Genomic DNA, 21482 nt, shown 5'->3' on the forward strand with positions numbered 1-21482 from the left:
GATGCGCCACCTGATTCCGTCGATGAGCTGGCGTTTCGTCCATTTCGGTGGACGGCCGGTCTTCTGTGGACAGGGCAGCAGCGGCGCCAACCGCGCCCACTGGGCGTCGGTCAGGTCCGCGCGCCGCTGGACGGCTACGCTGGGCACGAGGTCTCCGGTATTCAAGGTTTTGCTTGGTCGCTAAACCCCGATACCGGAGACTTCACTCATTCAGTTGTTGCGACACTCCTGCTGGCACCATCTCGGTTCAAGATCACTTTCGAAACACGGCCTAGAACGCATCATTCATTTTCCGCATACACTCTTGCCTATGGAGCAAGAATCGTCCGATCTCGACCGACTCATCCGTCAGCGCATCCGCAGCCTGCGACTCGCGCAGGGCTGGACACTCGACGCTCTCGCCGCCCGGTGCCACATCAGCCCGTCGAACCTGAGCCGCATCGAGACGGGCCGCCGCAGAATCGCACTCGACCAGCTCGTCCCGATCGCCCGGGCACTCGACACCACCATCGACCAGCTCGTCGAATCCGGCGACGACCAGGACGTGGTGATCAGACCCCAACCGTGCGACACGCCGGGGTACACGACCTGGCTGTTGTCGCGGGAACGGTCACTGGGCGGTGTCACCGTCGCCAAGATGCGGATCACGCTGCAGGAGCCGCGGCCGGCGGACACGCTCCCCGTGCACCCGGGGCACGAATGGTTCACCGTCCTGTCCGGCACGGCCCGGCTCCAGCTCGGCGAGCGGACGATTCTCATCCAGGCGGGCAATGCCGCCGAGTTCTCCACGATGACCCCGCACGCGATCAGCGCACACGACGGGCCGGTGGAGATCCTCACGATCCTCGACCACAACGGCGAGCGTGCCCACCTGCGCAGCTCCGGCTCGCACTGAGCACGCCGGACGAGCCCTTCAGCCGTACAGACGGTCGACGAACGCGCGGAGATTCTCGCGGGCACGTTCGGCCTTCTCCTCCGGCTCGAGGTCCTCGCGGTAGCGGCTCCCCAGGGCGGGCTTCTTCCTGCCGCGCGCATACAACGAACACTGCAGGTCGATGCACATGTACGTCCCGACCGCGTTGCCCGCTCGTCCCGAATCTCCGACCTTGTTCGCCGTCATCAGCGCGATGCCGCCCCGCGTGTGGGTGGTGAGGCAGATCGTGCACATCTGCGTCTTGCCGGAACCCTGCTGTTCGAACCGCATGGCGACGCCGACGAGTTCGCCGTCGCGCGGGACGACGATGTAGCCGCGACCGGGGAACGACGGATCGGTCCAGCCGAGGAAGTCGAGTTCGTCCCACGGCCGGTCGTCGAGATCGCGCGGCACCGGAAGCCGCTTCGCATCACCCTTGGAGCAGTTGACGAAGGATGTTCGAATGTCCCGTTCGGTGAGCGGGTCCATGGCCGGGACCACCTTTCGTTCGCGTATGTACCGACCCGAGGACGGTACGCGCCCCGCTCCTACCCGACAAACGATTTTCGCGGCCCTCACGCCGACGAACGCGGCGCTCCGATACCCGGATCGATCGTCACCGGACCGGACGCGGTGGGCGCGACCGGGAAGTCGAAGATCGCCGTCGGAAGGTACACCGTGGCACACGAATTCGGGATGTCCACCACACCCGACAAGCGTCCCTCGATGGGTGCAGCCCCGAGCAGGAGATACGCCTGCTCGGGGCTGTAGCCGAATTTCGTCAGATAGTCGATGGCGTGCAGGCAGGCCCGCTGGTACGCCAATTGCGAATCCAGATACCGCTGTTCGCCGTCGAGCGTCACGGACGTGCCGGAGAACGCGAGCCACTCGGAGTACTGTGGGTCGGTGTTGCCGGGCATGAAGATGGCGTTCTCGCTCACCCCGTAGGTCTCCATGCCGCCGGGGATCAGGTCGACGCGCAGGTCGATGAAGCCACCCATCTCGATGGCACCGCAGAAGGTGATCTCGCCGTCGCCCTGCGAGAAGTGCAGGTCGCCGACCGACAGATTCGCTCCGTCGACGAAGACCGGATAGAAGATCCGGCTTCCCTTCGTGAGGTTCTTGATGTCCTGGTTGCCGCCGTTCTCCCGGGGCGGAGCGGTGCGCGCCGCTTCGGCCGCGACCCGGTCGAAGTCGGCGCCCGACAGGCTGCCGAGGATGGCGCCGTTCGGCTCGGGCGGCAGCGCCAGCGCCGGTTCACGGTCGGGATCCGTCGCGATCAGCGCCGCTTCCCGGGTGTTCCACGTCGACAGCAGTTCGTGCGACGGTGCCGTCCCCATCAGACCGGGATGCACGATGCCGGTGAACGACACATGGGGCACGTGACGGCTCGTCGCCTTCTGACCGGAGAAGTCCCAGACCGCCTTGTAGGCGTCGGGGAACTGGTCCGTCAGGAAACCCCCGCCGTTCGTCTTCGCGAAGATGCCCGTGTATCCCCAACCCTGTCCGGCGAGCGGACCCGAGTCCTCCTGCGGGATCGGGCCGAGGTCGAGGATGTCGACGATCAGCAGGTCGCCGGGCTTGGCACCTTCCACGGCGAACGGTCCCGACAACGCGTGCACGATGTGCAGCGGGGCATTGCGGATGTCGTCGGCGGAATCGTCGTTGTGGATCTCACCGTCGAACCATTCGCGGCAGTGCACGCGGAAGGAATCGCCCGGTTTCAGCGTCGCGACGGGCGGGATGTCCGGATGCCAGCGGTTGTGGCCGATCTTGTCCTGATCGGTGAACCGGCGGGTCGAATCGAGCGGGAACACGACGTCGGGCACGGGACCTCCTGGAGCGGTGTCTGATTACGGGCGGTGTCGGATCACGGGTGGTGTCGGATCACGGGCGGGGCAACGTTCGATGTCGGGGATCGGTCGTGACCGGCCGCGACGGACGCCTCGACACGCCTGGGAGGGCACCCGAGACGACGTCGGGCTCGGAGGCGGTACGGGCCGTCGCGTCGTGCAGGCGCATCGCTGCCGAACCTCCCCGACCGAGACGCGGTGGGGTGAGAGAGCGACGAGACTGTTGCTCGCACCGCGGGCACGGAGCCGATGCGGAGACTTCACTCATGGGAACGGAGACGTCGAAGGGCCCGCAGTCGGCACATCGGAACTCGTACAGCGGCATCTGCATCGCCTCTCGCGCGTCGGTGCACCGACCATAACGGACCGAGCGGAAACCCGCGTGTCTACTCCGAATCTTCCTGCCGTCCGGATCTATTCGGTGACGCGCTCCCGTTTCGTCAGCACCAGCGGTTCACCTTCGGTGATCGCGATCGTGTGTTCGCTGTGCGCGGTGCGCGAACCGTCGGCGGAGCGGATGGTCCAGCCGTCGGGGTCGTAGACGATCCCGTCCGTCCCCGCCGCGAACCACGGTTCGAGGGCGAGCGTCAGACCGGGACGCAGCACGAGCCCACGACCCGCACGCCCGACGTTCGCCACGTGCGGATCCTCGTGCATGGTGCGACCGAGCCCGTGACCACCGAACTCGGTGTTGACGGGATAGCCGTAGTCGGCCGCGACGGCGCCGATCGCCGCCGAGATGTCACCGAGGCGGTTGCCGGGGAGCGCGGCGGCGATACCCGCGGCCAGTGCCATCTCGGTCGCCTCGATCAGATGCCGGTCCTCGGGACGCTCCGCGCCGACGATGATGCTGCGCGCCGAATCGGCGACCCAGCCGCCGATCGAGACGGCGATGTCCATGCTGAGCAGGTCGCCGTCCCGGAGCACGTAGTCGTGCGGGAGCCCGTGGAGCACTGCGTCGTTGACGGACAGGCAGATGACGTTGCGGAACGGTCCACGCCCGAACGAGGGCGCGTAGTCCCAGTAGCACGAGACCGCGCCGCGTTCCTCGATCATGTCCCGCGCGCGCTGCTCGAGATCGAGCAGGTTCACACCGGGCCGGGCGCGGCCGGTGAGGTCGTCGAGCAACTCGGCGATGAACGTGCCGGTCACGTCCATGGCCGCGATCTCGCGGGGGGTCTTCAATTCCAGCACGGGCACTCCTCAGGATGACGAAACGGTATTTAAATACCACTCTAACCCATGGCCGTTATTTTCATACCGGCACCGGCTAGACTGCGGGCATGGTGCGACTCCCCCTGACCCCGGAACAGCTCGCCGCCGGCAAGCGTCTGGGCGGACGGTTGCGCGAAGCCCGGGGCAGCAGGACGCTCACCGAGGTGGCTCGCGCCGCCGACATCTCCCCGGAAACCCTCCGGAAGATCGAGACCGGCCGACTGGCCACCCCTGCGTTCGCGACGATCGCCGCGCTCGCGCGGGTGCTGCCCGTCTCCCTCGACGATCTCGCCGAACTGACCCTTCCCTGCGACGACCTGCAGCAAACCGGGTGATCCCACCCCGCATGACGTAACAGCAGCAGACATCGGCAGCGATATCAGGAGGCGTAACACCGCGACAGCGAAGGGACCCGAATGTCGATGCAGCCTCCGCCGGACGGATACGGCTACGGCTACGGCGCTCCCCCGCCACCCTGGCCCGCCCCGACCCCGCCGCGACGACCGAAGTGGCCGTGGTTCGTGGGCGGTGCCCTGCTCGTCGCCGTCGTCGCCGCAGTCGCCGCCCTGGTCGTCACCCTGACCCGCTCAGCCGATCCGGAATCGGAGAGCACCGCCGCTGCACGCACGTCCCCGTCGACCGTGACGGTCACCGTGTCGCCGTCCGCAGCCCCGCAGACCGAGGCGGATCTGCCCACCCCGCGAGCGCAGACGAGCCGGCCTGCCACCCCGAGCGGTTTCCCGACCAACGGCACCTTGAAGGTCGGAGTCGACATCGCCCCCGGTGAATACGCGCTACGCCCGACGGATTCGCTCGGCGGTTACTGGGAACGACTGTCGTGCCTCACGGGCGACTTCGAGTGCATCACGGCCAACAGCATCGTGCAGGGCAACAGCTATGTCACCGTGCTCCCAGGAGATGCGGCCCTGCGGATCGAGGATCTCGAACTCTCGGCCACCGGCAATCCCGCGCCCGCGACGGGACCTGCGCGGCCGCTACCGCCCGTGTCGGCCTCCGAGGACACCGACGCACAGGGCTTCGTCGGCATCCCCGAGGCACGGTGCAACCACACGAATCCCGCCGTCGCCATCGGGCAGACGGCCGAGTCGCTCGTCGTGGTGTGTGAGACCGGGGCCGGGCGGTACTACTACAAGGGTGTCCGCACGAACGACGGCGCGGCGATCGAGATCGACGATCCCGCGCCTTCGGGGGACGGCTTCACCGCAACGAACGCCGGTGTGCAGTATCGGATCTCGTCGAGCGCTCTCGTCATCTCCGAGGGGTCGACGGTGCTCGCCGAGGAACCGATGCTGCAGTACTGGTCGCGGTGATCGGCAGTACCGGTCGCGGTGAGGTCACCGGGGACGCGAGATCGCCCGTCCCGCGCCACTTCTCCACACCCTGTGCACGCCGCTCGGTCCGACGCCCCGATCGAGGGCGATCAGCAGGACGGCACATCCGATTCCCGACAGCACCAGGCTCGTACCGAACAGCGCGGGATAACCGAACACGTCTCCGACGACACCGGCGGTGAATCCCGCGATGCCCTGCACGACGACGATCGCGCACGCGAGCAGGGTGTAGTCGCTGCCGGCATGCTCCTGGTCCGCGGCGTCCATCATGAGCGTGAACACCGCGACTGTCGCAGCACCACCGAGGATGTGTTCGGCGAGACTCGCGGAGACGAGGAGCCCGAATCCGCCGTAACCGAGCGACGCGACCACATACAGCGCGAGACTCGCGGTCTGCGTGACGCCGCCGATCAGCAGGGCCTGGCGGCGGCCGCGCCGGAAACACAGCCATCCACCGAGCGCGGCGCCGCCCAGTGCGCCCGCCGACGACAACACGCCCTTGACCAGTGCGATCTGCCCGAGGGTCAGGCCGGAGTCGGACATGAACGGCCCCACCATCGCCGATCCCATCGAATCGCCGAACTTGAAACCGCCGATGAGCAGGATGAACGCGAGCATCCCGGGGCGGCGCAGACGTGCCCACCACGCGACGGTCATGCGGGTCGCGCTCCTCGGCTCCTGATCCGGCGTGGCCGGTCGCTCCGTGCGCGGCAGCCGCCAGACCGGGATCGTCGTCAGCACCAGCAGGAAGGCCATCGCGAGGAACAGGCTGCGCCAGCCCGCGAGGGAGAACACCCACAGCAGCGCTCCCCCGCCGACGATCATCCCGATGCGGTACGCGCCGACCTGGATACCGTTGCCGAGTCCGCGTTGTCTCGGTCCGAGCAGGTGCACGGCCAGGCCGTCGGTCGCGACGTCCTGCGTCGCCGACAGTGCGTTGACCACCGCGATGCCGACGAGCAGCCACCGCAGCGTCGACGACAGATCGAGGCACGCGAGGATCAACGACACCGCCGACGCCGCGAGCTGGAGCGAGAGCAGCCACTGCCGCCGGGTTCCGTAATGATCGACGTACGGCGCCCACAGGAACTTCAGCGCCCACGGCGCGAACAGCACACCGGTCGCGCTGATCGCGATCAGCGAGAAACCCGACTCGCGGAGTACCACCGGCAGCGCCTGGGTGAAGAACCCGTACGGCAGGCCCTGCGCGAAGTACAGGGCGGCCAGCAGCGCGAGCGTGCCGGTCGGGATGCCGAGCCGGGCCGGTGCAGTCATGCGGACATGGTGGCAGAACGGTGTCGGCCGTCCCCGGCAGGCGTGCACGAGACGCTGCGCCGTTTCCCGGACGCATCCCCGCAGCACCGTCCCTCACCCGAGGCGCAACCCGTTCCCGGTTCGATGGGAGGATGGGGCACGTGCCGATGCCCTCGCCGTTGCCCGTCAGGAACGGGGTCGGGCCCACGCGATTGCGTGTTCCGACCTCGGGCCCGTGGGCGACGGTCGCCGAGTACGTCGTCGCACGGTTCGATCACCTGGACGCCGACGATCTCTACCGCCGCTTCGACACCGGCGAGATCGTGGGGATCGACGGAGAACCGATCGGCCGGAGCACCGAGCTCGGAGCGCACCGATTCGTCTGGTACTACCGCGATCTGCCCGTCGAGGAACCGGTGCCGTTCCACGAGGAGATCCTGCATATCGACGACGACCTCGTCGTCGTCGACAAACCGCACTTCCTGCCGACCACGCCGGGTGGACGGTATCTGCGCGAGTCGGCGCTCGTCCGGCTACGGACCCGTCTCGACAACCCGGATCTGACACCGATCCACCGCCTCGACCGCGCGACCGCCGGACTGGTGATGTTCTCGGCCCGGCCCGCAACCCGCGGCGCCTACCAGTCACTGTTCGAGAAGCGCCGGGTCACCAAGGTGTACGAGGCGGTATCGGCTCTTCCGGCGGAGTGGGATCCGGCAGCGCCGCGGATCGCCGGACGTCCGGTACCCGTGCTGTACCGCAATCACATCGAGGCGCGCCGCGGCGAGCTGCGCGTCGTCGTCGACGACACCCGCGAACCCAACTCCGAGACGCTGCTCGAGGTGCTCGGGTCGGGCGTGAGCAGATCGGGACGAACCGTTCTGCACACCCTTCTCCGCCCGCACACCGGCCGCATGCACCAGCTGCGCGTGCATTTGGCGGCGCTCGGCATCGGAATCCTCGGCGACCACTGGTATCCCGTCCTGCTGCCCGAGACACCGGACGACCATTCGCTCCCGCTCCAACTTCTCGCGCGGGAACTGGAATTCGTCGACCCCCTGTCGGGCGCCGAACGCCGGTTCGTCACTCGGCGCATCCTGGACGAAGCGCCGGTTTCGGAGGGCTGAGGGCGGTCGAGCGGATTCCTGCTCGATCCTCCGAAAGATCCGACGTGCCCGGCTCCACGAAATACGCTGGTAGGCATGACCAAGGTCGTCGACGGTTACCTCCGGTCACCACTGTCGGGCATCGCACCGTGGATCCTCATGTCCGTCCTGTCTGCCCCGGGGCGGTTCGAAGAAGCGGTGTGTTTCGCTCTCGGTCTCGTCCTGTTGACGATGTGGGCAGGCATGCGCCGCGGCGTGAAGATTCACGCCCTCGATGTGTTCGGCGCGGCGTTCTTCGTCGTGCTGGCCGCGATAGGCCTGATCGCATCGGACGGGGTGATCGACTGGATGGAGATCTGGGCCGGTGAACTCACCAACATCGCGCTCGCTGTGTTCGTCTTCACCACCCTGATCGCGCGCAGGCCGTTCACCCTTCCTTATGCGAAGGAGGAGACGCCCCAGGACTACTGGACGTCTCCTCTGTTCATGAAGATCAACTATGTGATTTCCGCGGTCTGGGCGGGTGCGTTCACCTTCTCCGCCATCGTCGGGCTCATCGGTGACGCCGTGATGCGCGACCCGGGCAACTTCTGGACCGGTTGGGTGCTCCAGCTCGCGGCGATCTTCTTCGCGGTCTCCTTCACCGAGTTCTATCCGGACTACGCCGGCGCGCAGTTCGCGGCGACGCAGGGTGAGTCCGAACCTGCCCCGTCCATCCTGAGGCTGATCGACTGGTTGCCGACCTTCGTGCTGGTCGCAGGGATCTTCGGGTGGGTCACCGATTCGGTACCCGACGCCGTCGGAATAGGCATGATCATCGTCGGCATCATCGGAAGCGCGGTGCTCGGCAGACTGTCACCGAAGACCGAGAAGGCCTCCACCTGACGCGGTGCCCCGACACCCGGGGCGTGCGGATTGTGTCGTGTCCGATCCGATTCGGATCAGCGACGAGCGGAGCGTACCGGTCTCGATGTCAGTGGCGGTGTGTACCGTCGGCCCGGTGGCAGCGAACAGGACGCGAGGACCTCGCGTCCTGATGATGTGCGGGCCGGCCGGTGCCGGCAAGAGCACCTACGCCAAGCGCCTGGAGCACGAGGGCTGGACGCGTTTGTCATATGAGGTGGAGTTCTGGCATCGCGGGATCACGACGATGCCCTCCGCCGACGTCGTTGCCGAGGTGGCGGCAGATCTGAAGGCGCGCTTGCTGCGCCTTGTCGCGGCGGGAAACGATGTCGTGCTCGACTTCGGATTCTGGTTCCGGCGACAACGTGACGAGTTCCGCACACTGCTCGCACCGCAGGGCATCGTGCCGGAGACCGTGTACATCGCGACGGATCTCGAGACCATCCTGGGCCGGCTCGGCGACCGGCACGGGAGGTGGGCGGACGATTGGCCGCTGACCGAGCGGACGGCGACGGAGTACTTCGAGCGGTTCGAACCTCCGACGTCGGAGGAGGGACCGCTCGAAGTGGTTCGCTGGGGCGTGGCCCGCGCGGAATGACGCTCTGCCGCTTCCTCACCCGGTGCACCCCGGACGAAGCGCAGATGTGGGGAAGCTGAGCGCATTCGGGCGAATTCTCATGTCCGTCCTGTCGGCTCCGGGGCGGTTCGGCGGCCGTCGAGCACGACCGGCCGGCCCAGCATGCTGTGCAACGTCCACCCCGCAACCAGACCCAGCGCGAGCATGAGTACCCCACTGATCGTGGCATGCCCGGGGATGTCGGCGAGATCGTGTGGCACCACCGTCAGCACCAGCGTGTACGTCCCTATCGAGAAGAAGGGCGCACCGGCAAACCATACGCACACCGCCGCCGATGTGTTCCCGCGCCGCTGGGCGTAGGCGAGGGACGGCACGACCGCAACAGCCGCCCCGATCAGAGTCGCGTCGGCGACACCCGTGCCACCGAAACCCGACTCGACGAAACCCATGATCTTCGAGGCGATGACACCACAGGCGAGTGTGGCTGCGACGAGCAGTATGCGGCCGTCGCCGGAGGCACGACGGATTCGAGGCACGTAGTGGGCGCGTGCATCGAGTGCGAAGTTCGTGAGCAGCGAGACGCCGAGCACGAAGAAGCCTGCGTAGACCACAGACCACACCCAGGTTTCGAGTACGACGGGTTCCTCCGCCGGCGCGGTCACGTCGACTCCGAGCGCGAGCTGTACGGGCAGACCGACGACGATGACCGCGAGGAAACCGGATGCGATCCACATCGGCACCAGGATCACCACGTCCGGAACGCGCCGGCGCCACGACGCGATGAACGCGACCGCGAGGAACACGGCGTACGAGTCCATCGCCGCCGTACCCAGATTCATGACCCACATCGTGGTGCCCCACTCCGCCGCGGCAGGACCGAGACCTACATCGAAGCCGCTCAGCCAGGACAGTTTCAGAGCGAGATAGGGCAGGCAGGCCAGGATCGACACGGCTGTCAGGACTCGCTGTATCGGGACGGGTGCGTGCTGTACAGGTGCAGAGATCGTGTTCATGTTCCGACGGTCCCGCTTCCCGGATCGGATCACCTCCCCCGAGAGACGGGTTCGTTCTCCCCCGTGTGGGGGAGGCACCGCGCGCCCTCCATGAGGTTCAATGACCGATGTGTCGGTGACGATCTCCCGTGTCCTGCTCGCCGGCGTGCACGTGCTCATCGGTGCGGCCGCGGCGTCGTCGGTTGCCGCTCTGGGCGTGCTGTTCGGCGCAGCGATCGCAACGAACATCGATCTCGGGCGTTGGGAGATCACCGTGGCAGTGTCGGCGCTCGGTGCGCTCACGATCGTCGTCGTAGGCGCGGTCCTCACCGCGCCGGGCGTGAGATCCCTCGAGGTCACCGCGGCCCGGACTCTCCTCGACGTCACCGTGCCCGATACCCGCGATCCACACGACTGGGCGGCACGCCGGCAAGGTCTGTGGTGGGCGCTGACCAGCATGGCACTCGGTTCCGTTGCACTCATCGCACTGCTGATCGGTCTGCCGAGTGGGGTGGGTCTGTTCTTCCCTGCCGGGCGGGTCGGATCGGCAGGGATTCTCACCGGCATGCCGACACCGGTGCGCGCGGCGATCGGGCTGGGCGCGGTGATCGTTGCCCTGGCAGTGCTCGTCGGCACCGCGATCCTCGAGCGACGACTCGCTCCGATGATGCTCGCACCGACCGCCACCGACCGTCTCGACGAACTTCGCGCAGCGAACACCGAACTCACGTGGCGCACACGCCTCGCCCACGAACTGCACGATTCGATCGGCCACACACTCACGGCCATGACCGTGCAAGCACAGGCAGCCAAAGCCGTTTCGCAGGAACAGAATCGGCATCTCGACGCGATCGAGGAACTCGGCCGTGCGGCTCTCGCCCAGCTGGACAACACCATCGGCCGGCTGACCGCACCGAGCGACGATGCACCGGCCCGGGGGCACCCCCTCGAGGAGATACGGTCGATGGCCGATCTTGCCGGTGCCGACCTCGTCGAATCCGGTGATCCGCCGAAGCGACTCGTGGAACCCACCGCGACCGCAGCAGTAGAAGTGGTGCGCGAGGCGTTGACCAATGCACTCCGCCACGGCGACGGCCACATCTGCGTCGAACTGAACCACGGCGACATCCTGGACATCCTCGTGCGGAACGGGATCGCAGATTCCACCGGCTCCCCCGGTCCGGGTGTCGCTTCCCGTCGCCGAGGCATGGGATTGACGACGATGCGCACCCGCGCCGACCACGCGGAGGGCACTCTCACCATCCACGAGGAGGACGGATCGTGGATCGTACGGGCACGATTCCCGCTGGAGGGATCGTGATCAGGGTCGCGGTGGTCGACGACGATCCACTCGTGCTCGACGGTCTCGCGACGATCCTCGGGGCGGTCGACGACCTCGACGTGGTCGCGACCGCCACCGACGGCGTCGGCGCCATCGAACTCACCGAGAAGCGCGACGATATCGACGTGCTGCTGCTCGACGTCCGGATGCCCCGACTGGACGGTCTCGAAGCGGCGCGCCGAATCGTGCGATCGCCCGAAGCACCGGCGGTGGTCATGATGACCACCTTCGACGACGACGCCTATCTCGTCGAGGCGTTACGGCTCGGAGCCTCCGGTTTCGTCCTCAAACGCAGCGGAGCCACGGAATTGGCGAACGCGGTACGTACCGTCGCAGGTGGTCGTTCGGTCCTCTTTCCCGAACGAGTACGCGATCTCATGTCGACGCCGCGCCACCGTGCCCGAAACGGACCGGCGCTCACCCCGACCGAATTACGAGTTCTCGAGGCGCTGGTGCGAGGTGCCGAGAACCGTGAGATCGCCGAAGCGCTCCACGTCACCCGGGAGACGGTGAAGACACACGTGTCGTCGATCCTCGCCAAATTCGGTGCGCGCAACCGCACACACGCGGCAGTCCTGGCGCTCGACGCCGGTCTCGTCGACGGCTCCGGAGTGTAGGGGCAGCGCCCTCGATCGACCGGTCCGAGCTGCGCACGATCGCGAGGAGTGGAGATTCGGCACGCTGCTATACGTTGAAGCGGAACTCCACCACGTCGCCGTCGGCCATGACGTAGTCCTTGCCCTCCATGCGGACCTTACCCTTGGCCTTCGCCTCGGCCATCGAACCGGCCGCGTCGAGGTCGGCGAAGGAGACGATCTCGGCCTTGATGAAGCCGCGCTCGAAGTCGGTGTGGATCACGCCGGCCGCCTTGGGGGCGGTGTCGCCCTTGCGGATCGTCCAGGCACGCGATTCCTTCGGACCGGCCGTCAGGTAGGTCTGCAGACCGAGGGTGTGGAATCCGGCGCGCGCGAGCTGCTTCAGTCCCGCCTCGGTCTGGCCGATGGATTCGAGCAGTTCCATCGCCTCGTCCTCGTCGAGTTCGAGGAGTTCGGACTCGACCTTGGCGTCGAGGAAGACGGCGTCGGCCGGGGCGACCGCCTGACGCAACTCTTCCTTGCGCTCCTCGTTGGTGAGGACGGCTTCGTCGGCGTTGAAGACGTACAGGAACGGCTTGGCGGTGAGCAGGTGCAGCTCGCGCAGCAGCTCGCTCTTCACCTCGGCCTGGGCGGAGAAGATGGTGCGGCCGTCCTCGAGGATCGCCTGCGCCTTCTTCGTCTCCTCCAGCTGGGCGACGAGTTCCTTGTTCTTGCGGGATTCCTTCTCGAGTCGCGGCAGTGCCCGCTCGATCGTCTCCAGGTCGGCGAGGATCAGCTCGGTCGCGATGACCTCGATATCGGCCATCGGGTCGACCTTGCCGTCGACGTGGACCACGTCCGGATCGTCGAACACACGCACGACCTGGCAGATGGCGTCGGCTTCGCGGATGTTGGCGAGGAACTTGTTGCCCATGCCCTCACCCGCGGAGGCGCCCTTCACGATGCCGGCGATGTCGACGAACGAGACGGTCGCCGGGAGGATGCGCTCGGAACCGAAGATCTCGGCGAGCCGGTTCAGCCGCGGATCGGGCAGTTCGACGACGCCGACATTGGGCTCGATGGTGGCGAACGGATAGTTCGCGGCCAGCACATCGTTCTTGGTCAGCGCATTGAACAGCGTCGACTTGCCGACGTTGGGAAGACCGACGATTCCGAGGGTAAGGCTCACGGAATCGGTATTCTACGCGGCCACCCCCGGCTCACTTCACCCGCACGCCACGCGCACCAACTGCGCGATGCGCGCAGCCTGATCTTCGTCGGGCACGGTCGATCCGTTGGCCGCGACTTCCTGAACCTTCGCGTTCACTTCCTGGTCGGATGCACCCTCGTCGATGAGAGGGCAGGTCTCGGTGACGATGGACTCGATGTCCTGCGTCTCCCGGTCGGCCGACAGCTGCGGGTAACCGGTGCGGAAGGCCGCGACGAAGACGTCGAGCTTCGCCTTGTCGAAGATGTCGCCGGCCCGCTCGGCCGCGCTGGACGCGACGCTCTGCACCGACGAGATGGCGCCCTCTGCCTGCTCCTGAACGCTCGTGACCGCGACATCCGCCGAGGAGCGCACGTCCTCGTCGCTGGGAGTGTCGTCGGAGCTGCACGCGGTGAGCGCGAAGGCGGCGGCGATCGCCACAGTCGCAGCGGACACACGCAGACGTCGGGTCGTGCTCGTTCGGTTCGTCACGTTTCGAGAATGCCACGGACGGGGACCCTTCATCGCCGTTTCCGTCGTGTCGTCCGGATCACGCGCGGCGCTCGGTGACCGTAGATTGACGACTGTCGATCGGTATCGAGCTCGATACATGTCGGAAGGACCGTCGTTGACCGAATCGAAGACCGCGCCCCGCGGCAACAGCAGTGATAAGCCTTCGGTGACACCCGACCGGGCAAGCCTGCTGGGCACGGGCGGAATCTGGCTCGCCAAGTGGTCGGCCTGCCTCGTCGTCATCGCTGCTGCCGCCGTGGTGATCGGCTGGATCATCGAGAAGATGTGGGTGATCGTGCTGCCGGTCGCGCTCGCGATCGTCGTCTCCACGATTCTGTGGCCGCCCACCCGTTTCATGACCAAACGTGGCGTGCCGCCGGCCGGCGCGGCCGGCCTGACCCTGGTCATGTTCTTCGCGGTCGTCGGCGGCATCATCGCCGGGATCGTGCCCTCGGTGGTGTCCCAGATGCCCGACTTGGCCAACAAGGCCACCGAAGGCATCAACACCGTGCAGGAGTGGGTGAAGGGACCCCCGATCAACCTGCGCGACGAGCAGCTCGACAATGCCGTTCACGCGGTGGTCGAGCGAGTGCAGGGCAGTGCCGCCACGATCGCCGGGGGTGTGTTCTCCGGCGTGAGCACGGCAGGTTCGCTGCTCGTCACGCTCGCTCTCGTCCTTGTGCTGGCGTTCTTCTTCATCAAGGACGGCCCGCGGTTCCTGCCCTGGCTGCGCAGGGTGAGCGGCCGCCGCGCCGGACGCCATTTCGACGAGATCCTCAGGCGGATGTGGACCACGCTCGGCGGGTTCATCCGCACCCAGGCCCTGGTGAGCTTCATCGACGCTCTGTTCATCGGTATCGGCCTGGTGATCCTCGGAGTGCCGCTCGCCCCGGTGCTGGCGATCCTCACGTTCATCGGCGGGTTCGTACCCATCGTCGGTGCGTTCGTCGCAGGTGCGCTGGCCGTGTTGGTGGCGCTCGTCGCGAACGGCTTCACCACGGCGCTCATCGTGCTCGTCCTCATCATCGCGGTGCAGCAGATCGAGGGAAACGTGCTGCAGCCGGTGCTGCAGTCGCGGTCGATGAATCTGCATGCGGCCGTGGTGCTGCTCGCGGTGACGGCGGGATCGTCGTTGTTCGGCATCATCGGCGCGTTCCTGGCCGTACCCGTTGCGGCGGTGGCCGCGGTGGTCATCCGCTACATCGGCGAACAGATCGACGAACGCGCCCGGGAGGGAGAGGACGAGACGAAGGCACTGCCGGCTCCGGGCGACACCTCGGTGCCCGATCCGAAGAACGCCAAGCCTGCCCCGCCGGAGCCGGCCGCCTCCGAGGAGTGAGGGACGGTCAGCTCGCCACGCGGACGGTGGATCCCGAGCGGCCACGGATCACGTGCAGCCTGCTCGGGATGCGCTGGCGCATCTCGTCGACGTGACTGACCACACCCACCACGCGGCCTCCCGCGCGTAGTTCGTCGAGCACACCCATGACGGCCTCGAGGGAGTCGGCGTCGAGCGAGCCGAACCCTTCGTCGATGAACATCGTGTCGAGCACGAGCCCACCGGCCTCGGCGGCGACGACGTCGGCGAGCCCGAGGGCGAGCGCGAGCGACGCCTGGAAGGACTCCCCTCCCGACAACGTCTTCGTCGACCGCACGGCGCCGGTGTACTCGTCGTGGATGTCGAGGCCGAGACCGCCGCGACGGCCACGGCTCTCGACCGCGTCGGAATGCACGAATTCGTAACGGCCACCGGACATCCTGCGGAGCCGTTCGGAGGCCGCGTCGGCGACCTCCTCGAGTCGTGCCGCGAGCACGTACGAGCGGAGCGACATCTTCTTGGCGTTCGAGCCCATCCCGGCCACGACGTCGGCGAGCGCGGACAGTTCGGCGTGCTCGTCGAGCAACGGAGCGAGTTCGGCGCAGGCCTGCTCGAGCCGCCGGGTGTAGGTCTCGATGTCGAGGTGCCGGCGCTCGGCCTCGGTGGCCGCACTCAGAGCGGCTTCCACCGCGGCGGCACCGTCGTCCACCACCGTGCGGGCCGCTGTCACGTCGGCGACCTCGTCCCCGCTGAGGGCGGCGATCGCGGGGTCGTTCAGCGTGGAGCCGGCGACGGCGCGTTCGTCGTCGGCAGCACGCAGGACGCGGTCGATCTCCGCGAGTCGCTCGGGCCGCCGGACCGCGGCGAGAGCACTGTCCAGGTGAGCGAAACCCGCCTCGACGGCAGCAGTGCGGGCGTCGGCGGCACGCTCGTCGGCGGCCGTCCGCGCCTGGAGGGCTGCGGTGCGGGCATCGAGAAGTGCGGTCGCGGCGGCGGACAACGCGGCGACCGCCCTGCGCCGGGGGGCGAGCAGATCGAGGTCGCCGACGGCCTCGACGATGCGCTCGGTGATCTCGGTGATCTCGGCGGCGCGGACTGCGTCCTCGCGGGCGAGATCCGACAGTTCGGCGTCGAGCCGCTTCTCCTGCTCGGCCAGGACGGTGTCGCGCTTGCGCAGATCCTCGACCACCGCGCGCAGGTGGTCGAGCCGGCCCGCAACGGTGGCGGCCTCGTCGTGGGCGCGAACCGCCTCGGCGTGGGCGGCGGTGAGCTCGGCGAGTTCGACGTCGCCGCAACGCTGCCGGAGAACGGCGACGATCCCGGCGAGGTCGGTGGCGGCCTCGCGCGCCTCGGCCAGCGCGGTGGCGGCGCGCTGCTCGGCGGCGTGGGCGCCTTCTTCGTCGGCCTTCGTCGCGGTGTCGGGCGCCGGGCGGGCAGGCGCGGGATGTTCGGTGGAACCGCAGACCACACACGGTTCTCCGTCGGTGAGACGTGCCGCGAGTTCGGCGGCCATCCCGTCGATCCGCCGTTGCCGGACGTCGAGGTGCGCAGCGCGCGCCTCGTTGAATTCGGAGTGCAGCTGCAGCACCCGGCCTTCGAGGCGATCGAGTTCGGTTCGGCGCGAAGCGAGTTCGACGGCTGCCTCGAGTGCGTCGGCGGCGTGGGCGCGTGCGGTCGACAGACCCGCGAGCATGGCCGCTGCCCGCTCGGCCTCGGCGACCGCATCGGCGGCGGCGGCCGACCGCTCGGGCAGCGCGACACGCTCGTCGATCACCTGCTGCCGCTCGTCGGTGAGGGCACGCCGGCGCCCGGCGCGATTCTCGCGCTCGGCTTCGATCTCGGCGAGGCGGCGCCGGCGGTCGAGGAGGACCTCGAGACGCGCTGCCTCCGAGGACCATTGCTCGCAGCGTGGGCGGATGATGTCGCGATCGGCGGCGGACGGCGTGGGCCCGATCACGGCGAGCAGTTCGCGACCCTCGTCGTCGTTCCCGAGCGGCACCGCGGCGGCCTCGGCACGGGCGGCAGCCGCCTCGGCCTCGCGTGCGAGGCGGTGGGCCTCCCGATCGACGACGGTCACACCCACCGCTCGATGCGCGGCGTCGCGTTCGGCCGCCATGGCGGCACGCTGCGGCTGCGTCTGCTCGAGTTCGGCGAGGACGTTCAGTGCCTCGCGGCGCTGGCGGAGTCGGTCGGCGAGAGCGACGACCTCGTCGAGCCTGCGCCGATTGGCTTCGTCGACGGCGCGGACCCGCGCGAGCGCCGCGGCGGCGGCGTCGCGGTTCTCCGCGGCCTCGGCGAGAAGCCGACCGGCCCATTCCACCGGGTCGGCGTCGGCGCCCGCTTCGATCCCGGCGGACGCGGCGACCTTCGCCGCGAGTACTTCGACCTTCTTCTGTTGCTCGGCAAGCAGTTTCGTCCCGGCTCCCCGGCGATCACGGAACCATTGTTCGACGTCTCCGAAACGGGTGGTGTCGAACAGTCGCTCGAGCAGCCTGCCGCGCTCCTCGCTGCCTGCGCGCAGGAACCGGGCGAAATCGCCCTGCGGCAGAAGCACCACCTGGAAGAACTGTTCGGCGCTCATCCCCAGCAGCGACTTGACGACATCGCCGATCTCCGGGATCCGCGACAGGTTCTCCCCCGACCCGTCGAGCCACGTGAGAGTGGCTTTGGCCTGTTGCTTGATCGTGCCGGTGCCGCGCAGCTTCGGGCGCTCGAACTCGGGGCTGCGTTCGATGCACAGCCGGCGACCCGCGATGGTCGCTTCGAGCCGGACCTTCGGCACCGCACCTACACGCGCGTGGTCGGACAGCAACCGGCGGCCGTCGGCACGCGCCCCGGGGACGGTGCCGTAGAGCGCGAATGCGACCGCGTCGAGGATCGACGTCTTACCCGCGCCCGTCCGACCGTGCAGCAGGAACAGGCCGTCGGCGCCGAGTTCGTCGAAGTCGATCTCGACGGTCTCGGCGAACGGACCGAAGGCCGCGATCTCGAGGTGGTGCAGTCTCATGCCGACACGTCCGTTCGCCACGACGCGCCGTTCTCGTCGCCGATACCGCGACGGCGGTCGACCTCCCTCAGCGCGTCGTCGATCCAGTCGCGCTCGCGCTCGGACGGTTCGGAACGCACATCGGTGAGGAACGACGCGGCGATGTCGCGGTCGCTGCGCCCGCGCACCTTGTCGCGATAGCTACCCTCCGTGGACCCGGCCGGTCGCTGCCATTCGACATGCACGGCACAGGGGAACCGCTCCTGCAGGCGACGCATGGCATCGAGGGGGCGGATCGCGTCGGTCAGCACCGCGGAGACGTAGTGCTCCTCGACCCCGGCATGCGCGGGATCGGCGAGCAGATCGTCGAGTTCGCCTTCGAGACGGGTGAGTTCGCGGATCACCGGAAGATCGACACGCTCGACGGACGCCGCACCGGATGCGTCGAGATCGACGACGAACACCGCCTTGCGGTGCGAGCGCTCGCCGAAGGAGTACGGCAACGGGGATCCCGAATACCGGACCGTCTCGCTCACGGTCTGAGGGGAGTGCAGATGACCGAGTGCGACGTAGTCGGCGCCGTCGAACGACGACGCGGCGACCGTCTCGACACCACCGACGGAGATGGACCGCTCGGAGTCGCTGGGCTCGCCGCCGACGACGAAGGCGTGGGCCAGGACGACGGTGCGGCCGTCGCGATCCGCGGCGTCGGCGTGCACGCGTTCCATCGCCGCGTCGAGGATCTGCTGGTGCGAGCGGGCCTCCGGGACACCGAGCTCGGCCCGGGTGATCTCGGGCTCGAGATACGGGATGCCGTAGAAGCAGACCGGGCCGTGTTCGTCGTGCAGGACGACCGGGCTGCCGATCTGCGACACGCGGGTGATCAGGTGCAGACCGCCGTGCGCTGCGAAGGCGGCCCCCGCCCCGAGCCGGACCGGCGAATCATGGTTGCCGGAGGTGGCGACGATGATCGCCCCCGCTTCGCGGATCGCCTCGAGTCCTGCATTGCACACGGCCACCGCATCGGAACTGGGGATGGACCGGTCGTACACGTCGCCCGGCACGACCACCACGTCGATCCCGCGTTCGGCCACGAGATCGGCGACGGCCCGCAACGCACGCGCCTGGTCGGCGAGCAGGTCGACACCGTGGAAAGTGCGGCCGATGTGCCAATCGGAGGTGTGCAGGATCCGCATGGCACAGACGGTAGAGGAGAGGACCGACATCCCCGGATGCCGGGTGGATGTCGCCTCGATGCGGCATCATCCGCCCCATGACAGCACTCACGGCACTCGGCCTGCTCGTCGCACTCGGTCTCGGGGTGGTGCTCGGCTGGCTGCTCCGAGCCTCCCGCGACGGCGAACGCGCAGTCCGTGCCGAGGCCCGGCTGGCGGCCCTGCGCGACAACGAGGAGCAGCTGCGCCAATCGCTCGCTGCGGTGAGCGAGGACGCCGCCAGGCGGCAGTCCGGTGCCATCGGCGACCAGGTGGCGCGACTCGTCGGCCCACTGAACGAGGCGGTGGGGGCGCTCGCCCGGCAGGTCGAGCACGTCGAACACAACCGCGTGCACGCCTACGCGGGGTTGAGCGAGCAGGTCGAAGGCATGCACCGCGCGTCGCAGCTGCTGTCCACACGCACCCAGCAGCTGGTCACCGCTCTGCGCGCGCCGCAGGTGCGCGGACGGTGGGGCGAGATCCAGCTCGAACGAGTCGTCGAGCTCGCCGGGATGGTGCGGCACTGCGACTTCGACACCCAGGTGAGCAAGGACGGCATGCGCCCCGACCTGGTGGTCTACCTCGCCGGGGGCAAGCAGATCGTCGTCGACGCGAAGGTGCCCTTCGCAGCCTATCTGGATGCCGCCGAGTCCGAGGATCCCGACGAGCGCGACCGTCACCTCACGCGCCACGCACGGCAGCTGCGCACCCACGTCGACCAGCTGTCGGGCAAGGCCTACTGGGAGTCCTTCGACCCGACGCCCGAGTTCGTCGTGCTGTTCGTGCCGGGCGATCCGTTCCTCGACGCCGCGCTGGGTGCCGATCCCGATCTGCTCGAGCACGCCTTCGCCCGGAACGTCATCCTTGCCACCCCGACCACGCTCGTGGCCCTGCTGCGCACGATCGCCCACACCTGGCGGCAGGAAGCACTCTCCCGCGATGCGGCGACCATCCACCGGCTGGGCCGTGAGCTGTACCAACGGCTCGGTGTGGTGGGTTCGCACCTCGACCGGCTCGGCAACCAGCTCGGCAAGGCGGTCGATTCGTTCAACCTGACGGTCTCGTCGATGGACACCCGGGTGGGAGTGACGGCCCGCAAACTCCACGACCTGGAGATCTTCGACGGTGAGGTGCCCGAGGTCCAGCGTGTCGACGCGTGGCCGCGTCGCAGCACCCTGACAGAACGAGCCGTCGCGGACGGTCCTGTCGACGAAGCGAGCTGACATCGTCACGCTAATGTCTACGTTGTGTCTGCAACCCAACGTGCACGTTCGGCGGTGCCGCTCGACATGCGGTCGTTGGTGCCTACGGTGCCCGGTGTGCCCTGGTGGGGTGCCGTGGCGATCGCAGCCGGAACGACGCTTCTCGGGGTGCTGCTCGACAGCGCACGCGGGAACGAACTGACCACTGCGTTCACCGTCTTCTATGTGCTCGGCTGCCTCGCGGCCGTGGTGGCGGTGCGCTATCGCGGACTGTTCACGGCCATGGCCCAGCCGCCCCTGCTGCTGCTCCTCGCGGTGCCGATCGGTCAGGAACTCGTCTCCTCCGGCAGCACCGGTGGCTTGAAGGATCTCGCGCTCAACGTCGCCTATCCGCTGGTGAACCGTTTCCCGGCGATGCTGCTGGCAACCGTCCTGGTCTTGGCCATCGGCGGTTTCCGGATCTTCGCGACCCGCCAGAACACCGGGGTGCGGGCCCGGGCGCCGCGCGAGCGCGCGAAGCCGCGTGCCCCGAAGGACCGCCCGTCCCGAGCCGCGGACGACCGTCCGACCAGGCGCGCGACCCGGGGACGACCGTCGACCGCCACCCCGGGCCGGGGGACGCCGGCCGCGAAGGCGTCGGTCCGGGAGGTCGCCGACACCCGTCCGCGTCGCCGCGCCCGCCCCGAGTCTCCGGCGGCCGAGCAGCCCGCTCCTCGTGCACAGCGTGTCCGTGCCGAAGGATCTGCTCAGCGTGCTCGTGCTTCCCGACCTGCCGATCCGGTGCCGCCGGAGGGACGCGAGCCGCGGCGCCGTCCGGCACCCGAGCCGGAACCCGGCCGTCCGGCACCCGCACCCGCACCCGCACCCACGCAGAGTTACGAGCCCCCGCGTGTGCGGTACCGCGACCGCTACGAGGACTGACCGGCACAACGACGAAGACGACCGGTCACCTGCCGATTC

22 protein-coding genes are annotated in these 21482 nt (G+C 68.3%); 11 read left to right on the forward strand and 11 right to left on the reverse strand.

Going from position 1 to position 21482, the window contains the following annotated elements; translation table 11 throughout:
* The coding region (locus EQ874_RS12220; protein WP_129976941.1) for a transposase at positions 1–147 on the reverse strand (147 nt) is incomplete at its 3' end.
* Between the two features lie 163 nt (positions 148–310).
* Between EQ874_RS12220 and EQ874_RS12225 the strand changes: the two genes are divergently transcribed.
* The gene (locus tag EQ874_RS12225; RefSeq protein WP_129976942.1) at positions 311–895 is read left to right on the forward strand and encodes an XRE family transcriptional regulator; all 585 of its coding nucleotides are present in this window, start codon (positions 311–313) and stop codon (positions 893–895) included.
* An 18-nt stretch (positions 896–913) separates the two neighbouring features.
* Here EQ874_RS12225 and EQ874_RS12230 read toward each other — a convergent pair whose 3' ends face one another.
* The 4 genes from EQ874_RS12230 to map all read right to left on the reverse strand — a co-directional run bounded on the left by EQ874_RS12230 (position 914) and on the right by map (position 3960).
* Positions 914–1402 (reverse strand): FBP domain-containing protein, encoded by a 489-nt coding sequence (locus EQ874_RS12230; RefSeq protein WP_129976943.1) that lies wholly within the window; start codon positions 1400–1402, stop codon positions 914–916.
* An 86-nt stretch (positions 1403–1488) separates the two neighbouring features.
* Entirely contained in the window at positions 1489–2742 is a 1254-nt protein-coding gene (gene fmdA / locus EQ874_RS12235) for a formamidase (protein WP_064064751.1), read from the reverse strand.
* A 58-nt stretch (positions 2743–2800) separates the two neighbouring features.
* Complete coding sequence (locus EQ874_RS12240) at positions 2801–3097, reverse strand: zinc ribbon domain-containing protein (RefSeq protein WP_347400875.1); 297 nt, start codon at positions 3095–3097, stop codon at positions 2801–2803.
* Between the two features lie 83 nt (positions 3098–3180).
* Positions 3181–3960 (reverse strand): type I methionyl aminopeptidase, encoded by a 780-nt coding sequence (gene map, locus EQ874_RS12245; RefSeq protein WP_129976944.1) that lies wholly within the window; start codon positions 3958–3960, stop codon positions 3181–3183.
* 89 nt (positions 3961–4049) lie between these two features.
* Between map and EQ874_RS12250 the strand changes: the two genes are divergently transcribed.
* Both EQ874_RS12250 and EQ874_RS12255 read left to right on the forward strand, forming a co-directional pair.
* Positions 4050–4316, forward strand: a complete 267-nt coding sequence (locus EQ874_RS12250) for a helix-turn-helix transcriptional regulator (RefSeq protein ID WP_016932378.1) — start codon at positions 4050–4052, stop codon at positions 4314–4316.
* Between the two features lie 81 nt (positions 4317–4397).
* Positions 4398–5312, forward strand: a complete 915-nt coding sequence (locus EQ874_RS12255; RefSeq protein ID WP_165369244.1) for a hypothetical protein — start codon at positions 4398–4400, stop codon at positions 5310–5312.
* A gap of 24 nt (positions 5313–5336) precedes the next feature.
* Here the strand turns inward: EQ874_RS12255 and EQ874_RS12260 are convergent, their stop codons facing one another.
* Complete coding sequence (locus EQ874_RS12260; protein ID WP_129976946.1) at positions 5337–6608, reverse strand: MFS transporter; 1272 nt, start codon at positions 6606–6608, stop codon at positions 5337–5339.
* Positions 6609–6739: 131 nt separating this feature from the next.
* Here EQ874_RS12260 and EQ874_RS12265 point away from each other — a divergent pair, with 131 nt between their 5' ends.
* From EQ874_RS12265 to EQ874_RS12275, 3 genes are all read left to right on the forward strand, one after another.
* Entirely contained in the window at positions 6740–7714 is a 975-nt protein-coding gene (locus tag EQ874_RS12265) for a pseudouridine synthase (protein WP_129976947.1), read from the forward strand.
* Between the two features lie 75 nt (positions 7715–7789).
* Positions 7790–8578 carry a hypothetical protein gene (locus tag EQ874_RS12270; protein WP_129976948.1) on the forward strand — a complete coding sequence of 263 codons (789 nt, stop codon included), beginning with the start codon at positions 7790–7792 and terminating at the stop codon, positions 8576–8578.
* 115 nt (positions 8579–8693) lie between these two features.
* The gene (locus tag EQ874_RS12275; RefSeq protein ID WP_242496750.1) at positions 8694–9194 is read left to right on the forward strand and encodes an ATP-binding protein; all 501 of its coding nucleotides are present in this window, start codon (positions 8694–8696) and stop codon (positions 9192–9194) included.
* Positions 9195–9271: 77 nt separating this feature from the next.
* Here the strand turns inward: EQ874_RS12275 and EQ874_RS12280 are convergent, their stop codons facing one another.
* Entirely contained in the window at positions 9272–10186 is a 915-nt protein-coding gene (locus EQ874_RS12280; RefSeq protein WP_129976949.1) for a hypothetical protein, read from the reverse strand.
* Positions 10187–10286: 100 nt separating this feature from the next.
* Between EQ874_RS12280 and EQ874_RS12285 the strand changes: the two genes are divergently transcribed.
* Positions 10287–11486 (forward strand): histidine kinase, encoded by a 1200-nt coding sequence (locus tag EQ874_RS12285; protein ID WP_129976950.1) that lies wholly within the window; start codon positions 10287–10289, stop codon positions 11484–11486.
* Complete coding sequence (locus tag EQ874_RS12290) at positions 11483–12124, forward strand: response regulator transcription factor (RefSeq protein WP_129977289.1); 642 nt, start codon at positions 11483–11485, stop codon at positions 12122–12124. The genes EQ874_RS12285 and EQ874_RS12290 overlap by 4 nt, the downstream gene beginning before the upstream one ends.
* Before the next feature lie 67 nt (positions 12125–12191).
* Here EQ874_RS12290 and ychF read toward each other — a convergent pair whose 3' ends face one another.
* Together ychF and EQ874_RS12300 are read right to left on the reverse strand one after the other, a co-directional pair.
* On the reverse strand, positions 12192–13271 hold the full coding sequence (gene ychF, locus EQ874_RS12295) for a redox-regulated ATPase YchF (RefSeq protein WP_016933949.1): 1080 nt from the start codon (positions 13269–13271) through the stop codon (positions 12192–12194).
* 36 nt (positions 13272–13307) lie between these two features.
* The gene (locus EQ874_RS12300) at positions 13308–13781 is read right to left on the reverse strand and encodes a hypothetical protein (protein ID WP_242496751.1); all 474 of its coding nucleotides are present in this window, start codon (positions 13779–13781) and stop codon (positions 13308–13310) included.
* 118 nt (positions 13782–13899) lie between these two features.
* Between EQ874_RS12300 and EQ874_RS12305 the strand changes: the two genes are divergently transcribed.
* On the forward strand, positions 13900–15141 hold the full coding sequence (locus EQ874_RS12305; RefSeq protein WP_129976951.1) for an AI-2E family transporter: 1242 nt from the start codon (positions 13900–13902) through the stop codon (positions 15139–15141).
* A 7-nt stretch (positions 15142–15148) separates the two neighbouring features.
* Here the strand turns inward: EQ874_RS12305 and EQ874_RS12310 are convergent, their stop codons facing one another.
* Entirely contained in the window at positions 15149–18127 is a 2979-nt protein-coding gene (locus tag EQ874_RS12310; protein ID WP_129976952.1) for an SMC family ATPase, read from the reverse strand.
* Positions 18124–19302 (reverse strand): exonuclease SbcCD subunit D, encoded by a 1179-nt coding sequence (locus EQ874_RS12315; protein ID WP_129976953.1) that lies wholly within the window; start codon positions 19300–19302, stop codon positions 18124–18126. Before EQ874_RS12315 ends, EQ874_RS12310 begins: the two co-directional genes overlap by 4 nt.
* Positions 19303–19379: 77 nt before the next feature.
* On the opposite strand from EQ874_RS12315, the gene EQ874_RS12320 reads away from it, so the two are divergent.
* Both EQ874_RS12320 and EQ874_RS12325 read left to right on the forward strand, forming a co-directional pair.
* Positions 19380–20543, forward strand: coding sequence for a DNA recombination protein RmuC (locus EQ874_RS12320; protein ID WP_129976954.1), 1164 nt, complete (start codon positions 19380–19382; stop codon positions 20541–20543).
* A 24-nt stretch (positions 20544–20567) separates the two neighbouring features.
* The gene (locus EQ874_RS12325) at positions 20568–21443 is read left to right on the forward strand and encodes a DUF6542 domain-containing protein (RefSeq protein WP_242496752.1); all 876 of its coding nucleotides are present in this window, start codon (positions 20568–20570) and stop codon (positions 21441–21443) included.
* Positions 21444–21482 lie beyond the last annotated feature (39 nt).

Source organism: Rhodococcus sp. Q1 (assembly GCF_004153645.1).
Lineage (GTDB): Bacteria > Actinomycetota > Actinomycetes > Mycobacteriales > Mycobacteriaceae > Rhodococcus > Rhodococcus gordoniae.

What these genes read in the sequence shown, in the direction of transcription:
- EQ874_RS12310 (WP_129976952.1), bottom strand. Translation starts at nt 18,127, where the DNA reads ATGAGACTGCACCACCTCGAGATCGCGGCCTTCGGTCCGTTCGCCGAG.
- EQ874_RS12280 (WP_129976949.1), bottom strand. Translation starts at nt 10,186, where the DNA reads ATGAACACGATCTCTGCACCTGTACAGCACGCACCCGTCCCGATACAG.
- EQ874_RS12315 (WP_129976953.1), bottom strand. Translation starts at nt 19,302, where the DNA reads ATGCGGATCCTGCACACCTCCGATTGGCACATCGGCCGCACTTTCCAC.
- EQ874_RS12255 (WP_165369244.1), top strand. Translation starts at nt 4,398, where the DNA reads ATGTCGATGCAGCCTCCGCCGGACGGATACGGCTACGGCTACGGCGCT.
- EQ874_RS12305 (WP_129976951.1), top strand. Translation starts at nt 13,900, where the DNA reads ATGTCGGAAGGACCGTCGTTGACCGAATCGAAGACCGCGCCCCGCGGC.
- EQ874_RS12270 (WP_129976948.1), top strand. Translation starts at nt 7,790, where the DNA reads ATGACCAAGGTCGTCGACGGTTACCTCCGGTCACCACTGTCGGGCATC.
- EQ874_RS12285 (WP_129976950.1), top strand. Translation starts at nt 10,287, where the DNA reads ATGACCGATGTGTCGGTGACGATCTCCCGTGTCCTGCTCGCCGGCGTG.
- EQ874_RS12260 (WP_129976946.1), bottom strand. Translation starts at nt 6,608, where the DNA reads ATGACTGCACCGGCCCGGCTCGGCATCCCGACCGGCACGCTCGCGCTG.
- EQ874_RS12250 (WP_016932378.1), top strand. Translation starts at nt 4,050, where the DNA reads ATGGTGCGACTCCCCCTGACCCCGGAACAGCTCGCCGCCGGCAAGCGT.
- EQ874_RS12240 (WP_347400875.1), bottom strand. Translation starts at nt 3,097, where the DNA reads ATGCAGATGCCGCTGTACGAGTTCCGATGTGCCGACTGCGGGCCCTTC.
- EQ874_RS12320 (WP_129976954.1), top strand. Translation starts at nt 19,380, where the DNA reads ATGACAGCACTCACGGCACTCGGCCTGCTCGTCGCACTCGGTCTCGGG.
- EQ874_RS12230 (WP_129976943.1), bottom strand. Translation starts at nt 1,402, where the DNA reads ATGGACCCGCTCACCGAACGGGACATTCGAACATCCTTCGTCAACTGC.
- EQ874_RS12225 (WP_129976942.1), top strand. Translation starts at nt 311, where the DNA reads ATGGAGCAAGAATCGTCCGATCTCGACCGACTCATCCGTCAGCGCATC.
- EQ874_RS12265 (WP_129976947.1), top strand. Translation starts at nt 6,740, where the DNA reads ATGGGGCACGTGCCGATGCCCTCGCCGTTGCCCGTCAGGAACGGGGTC.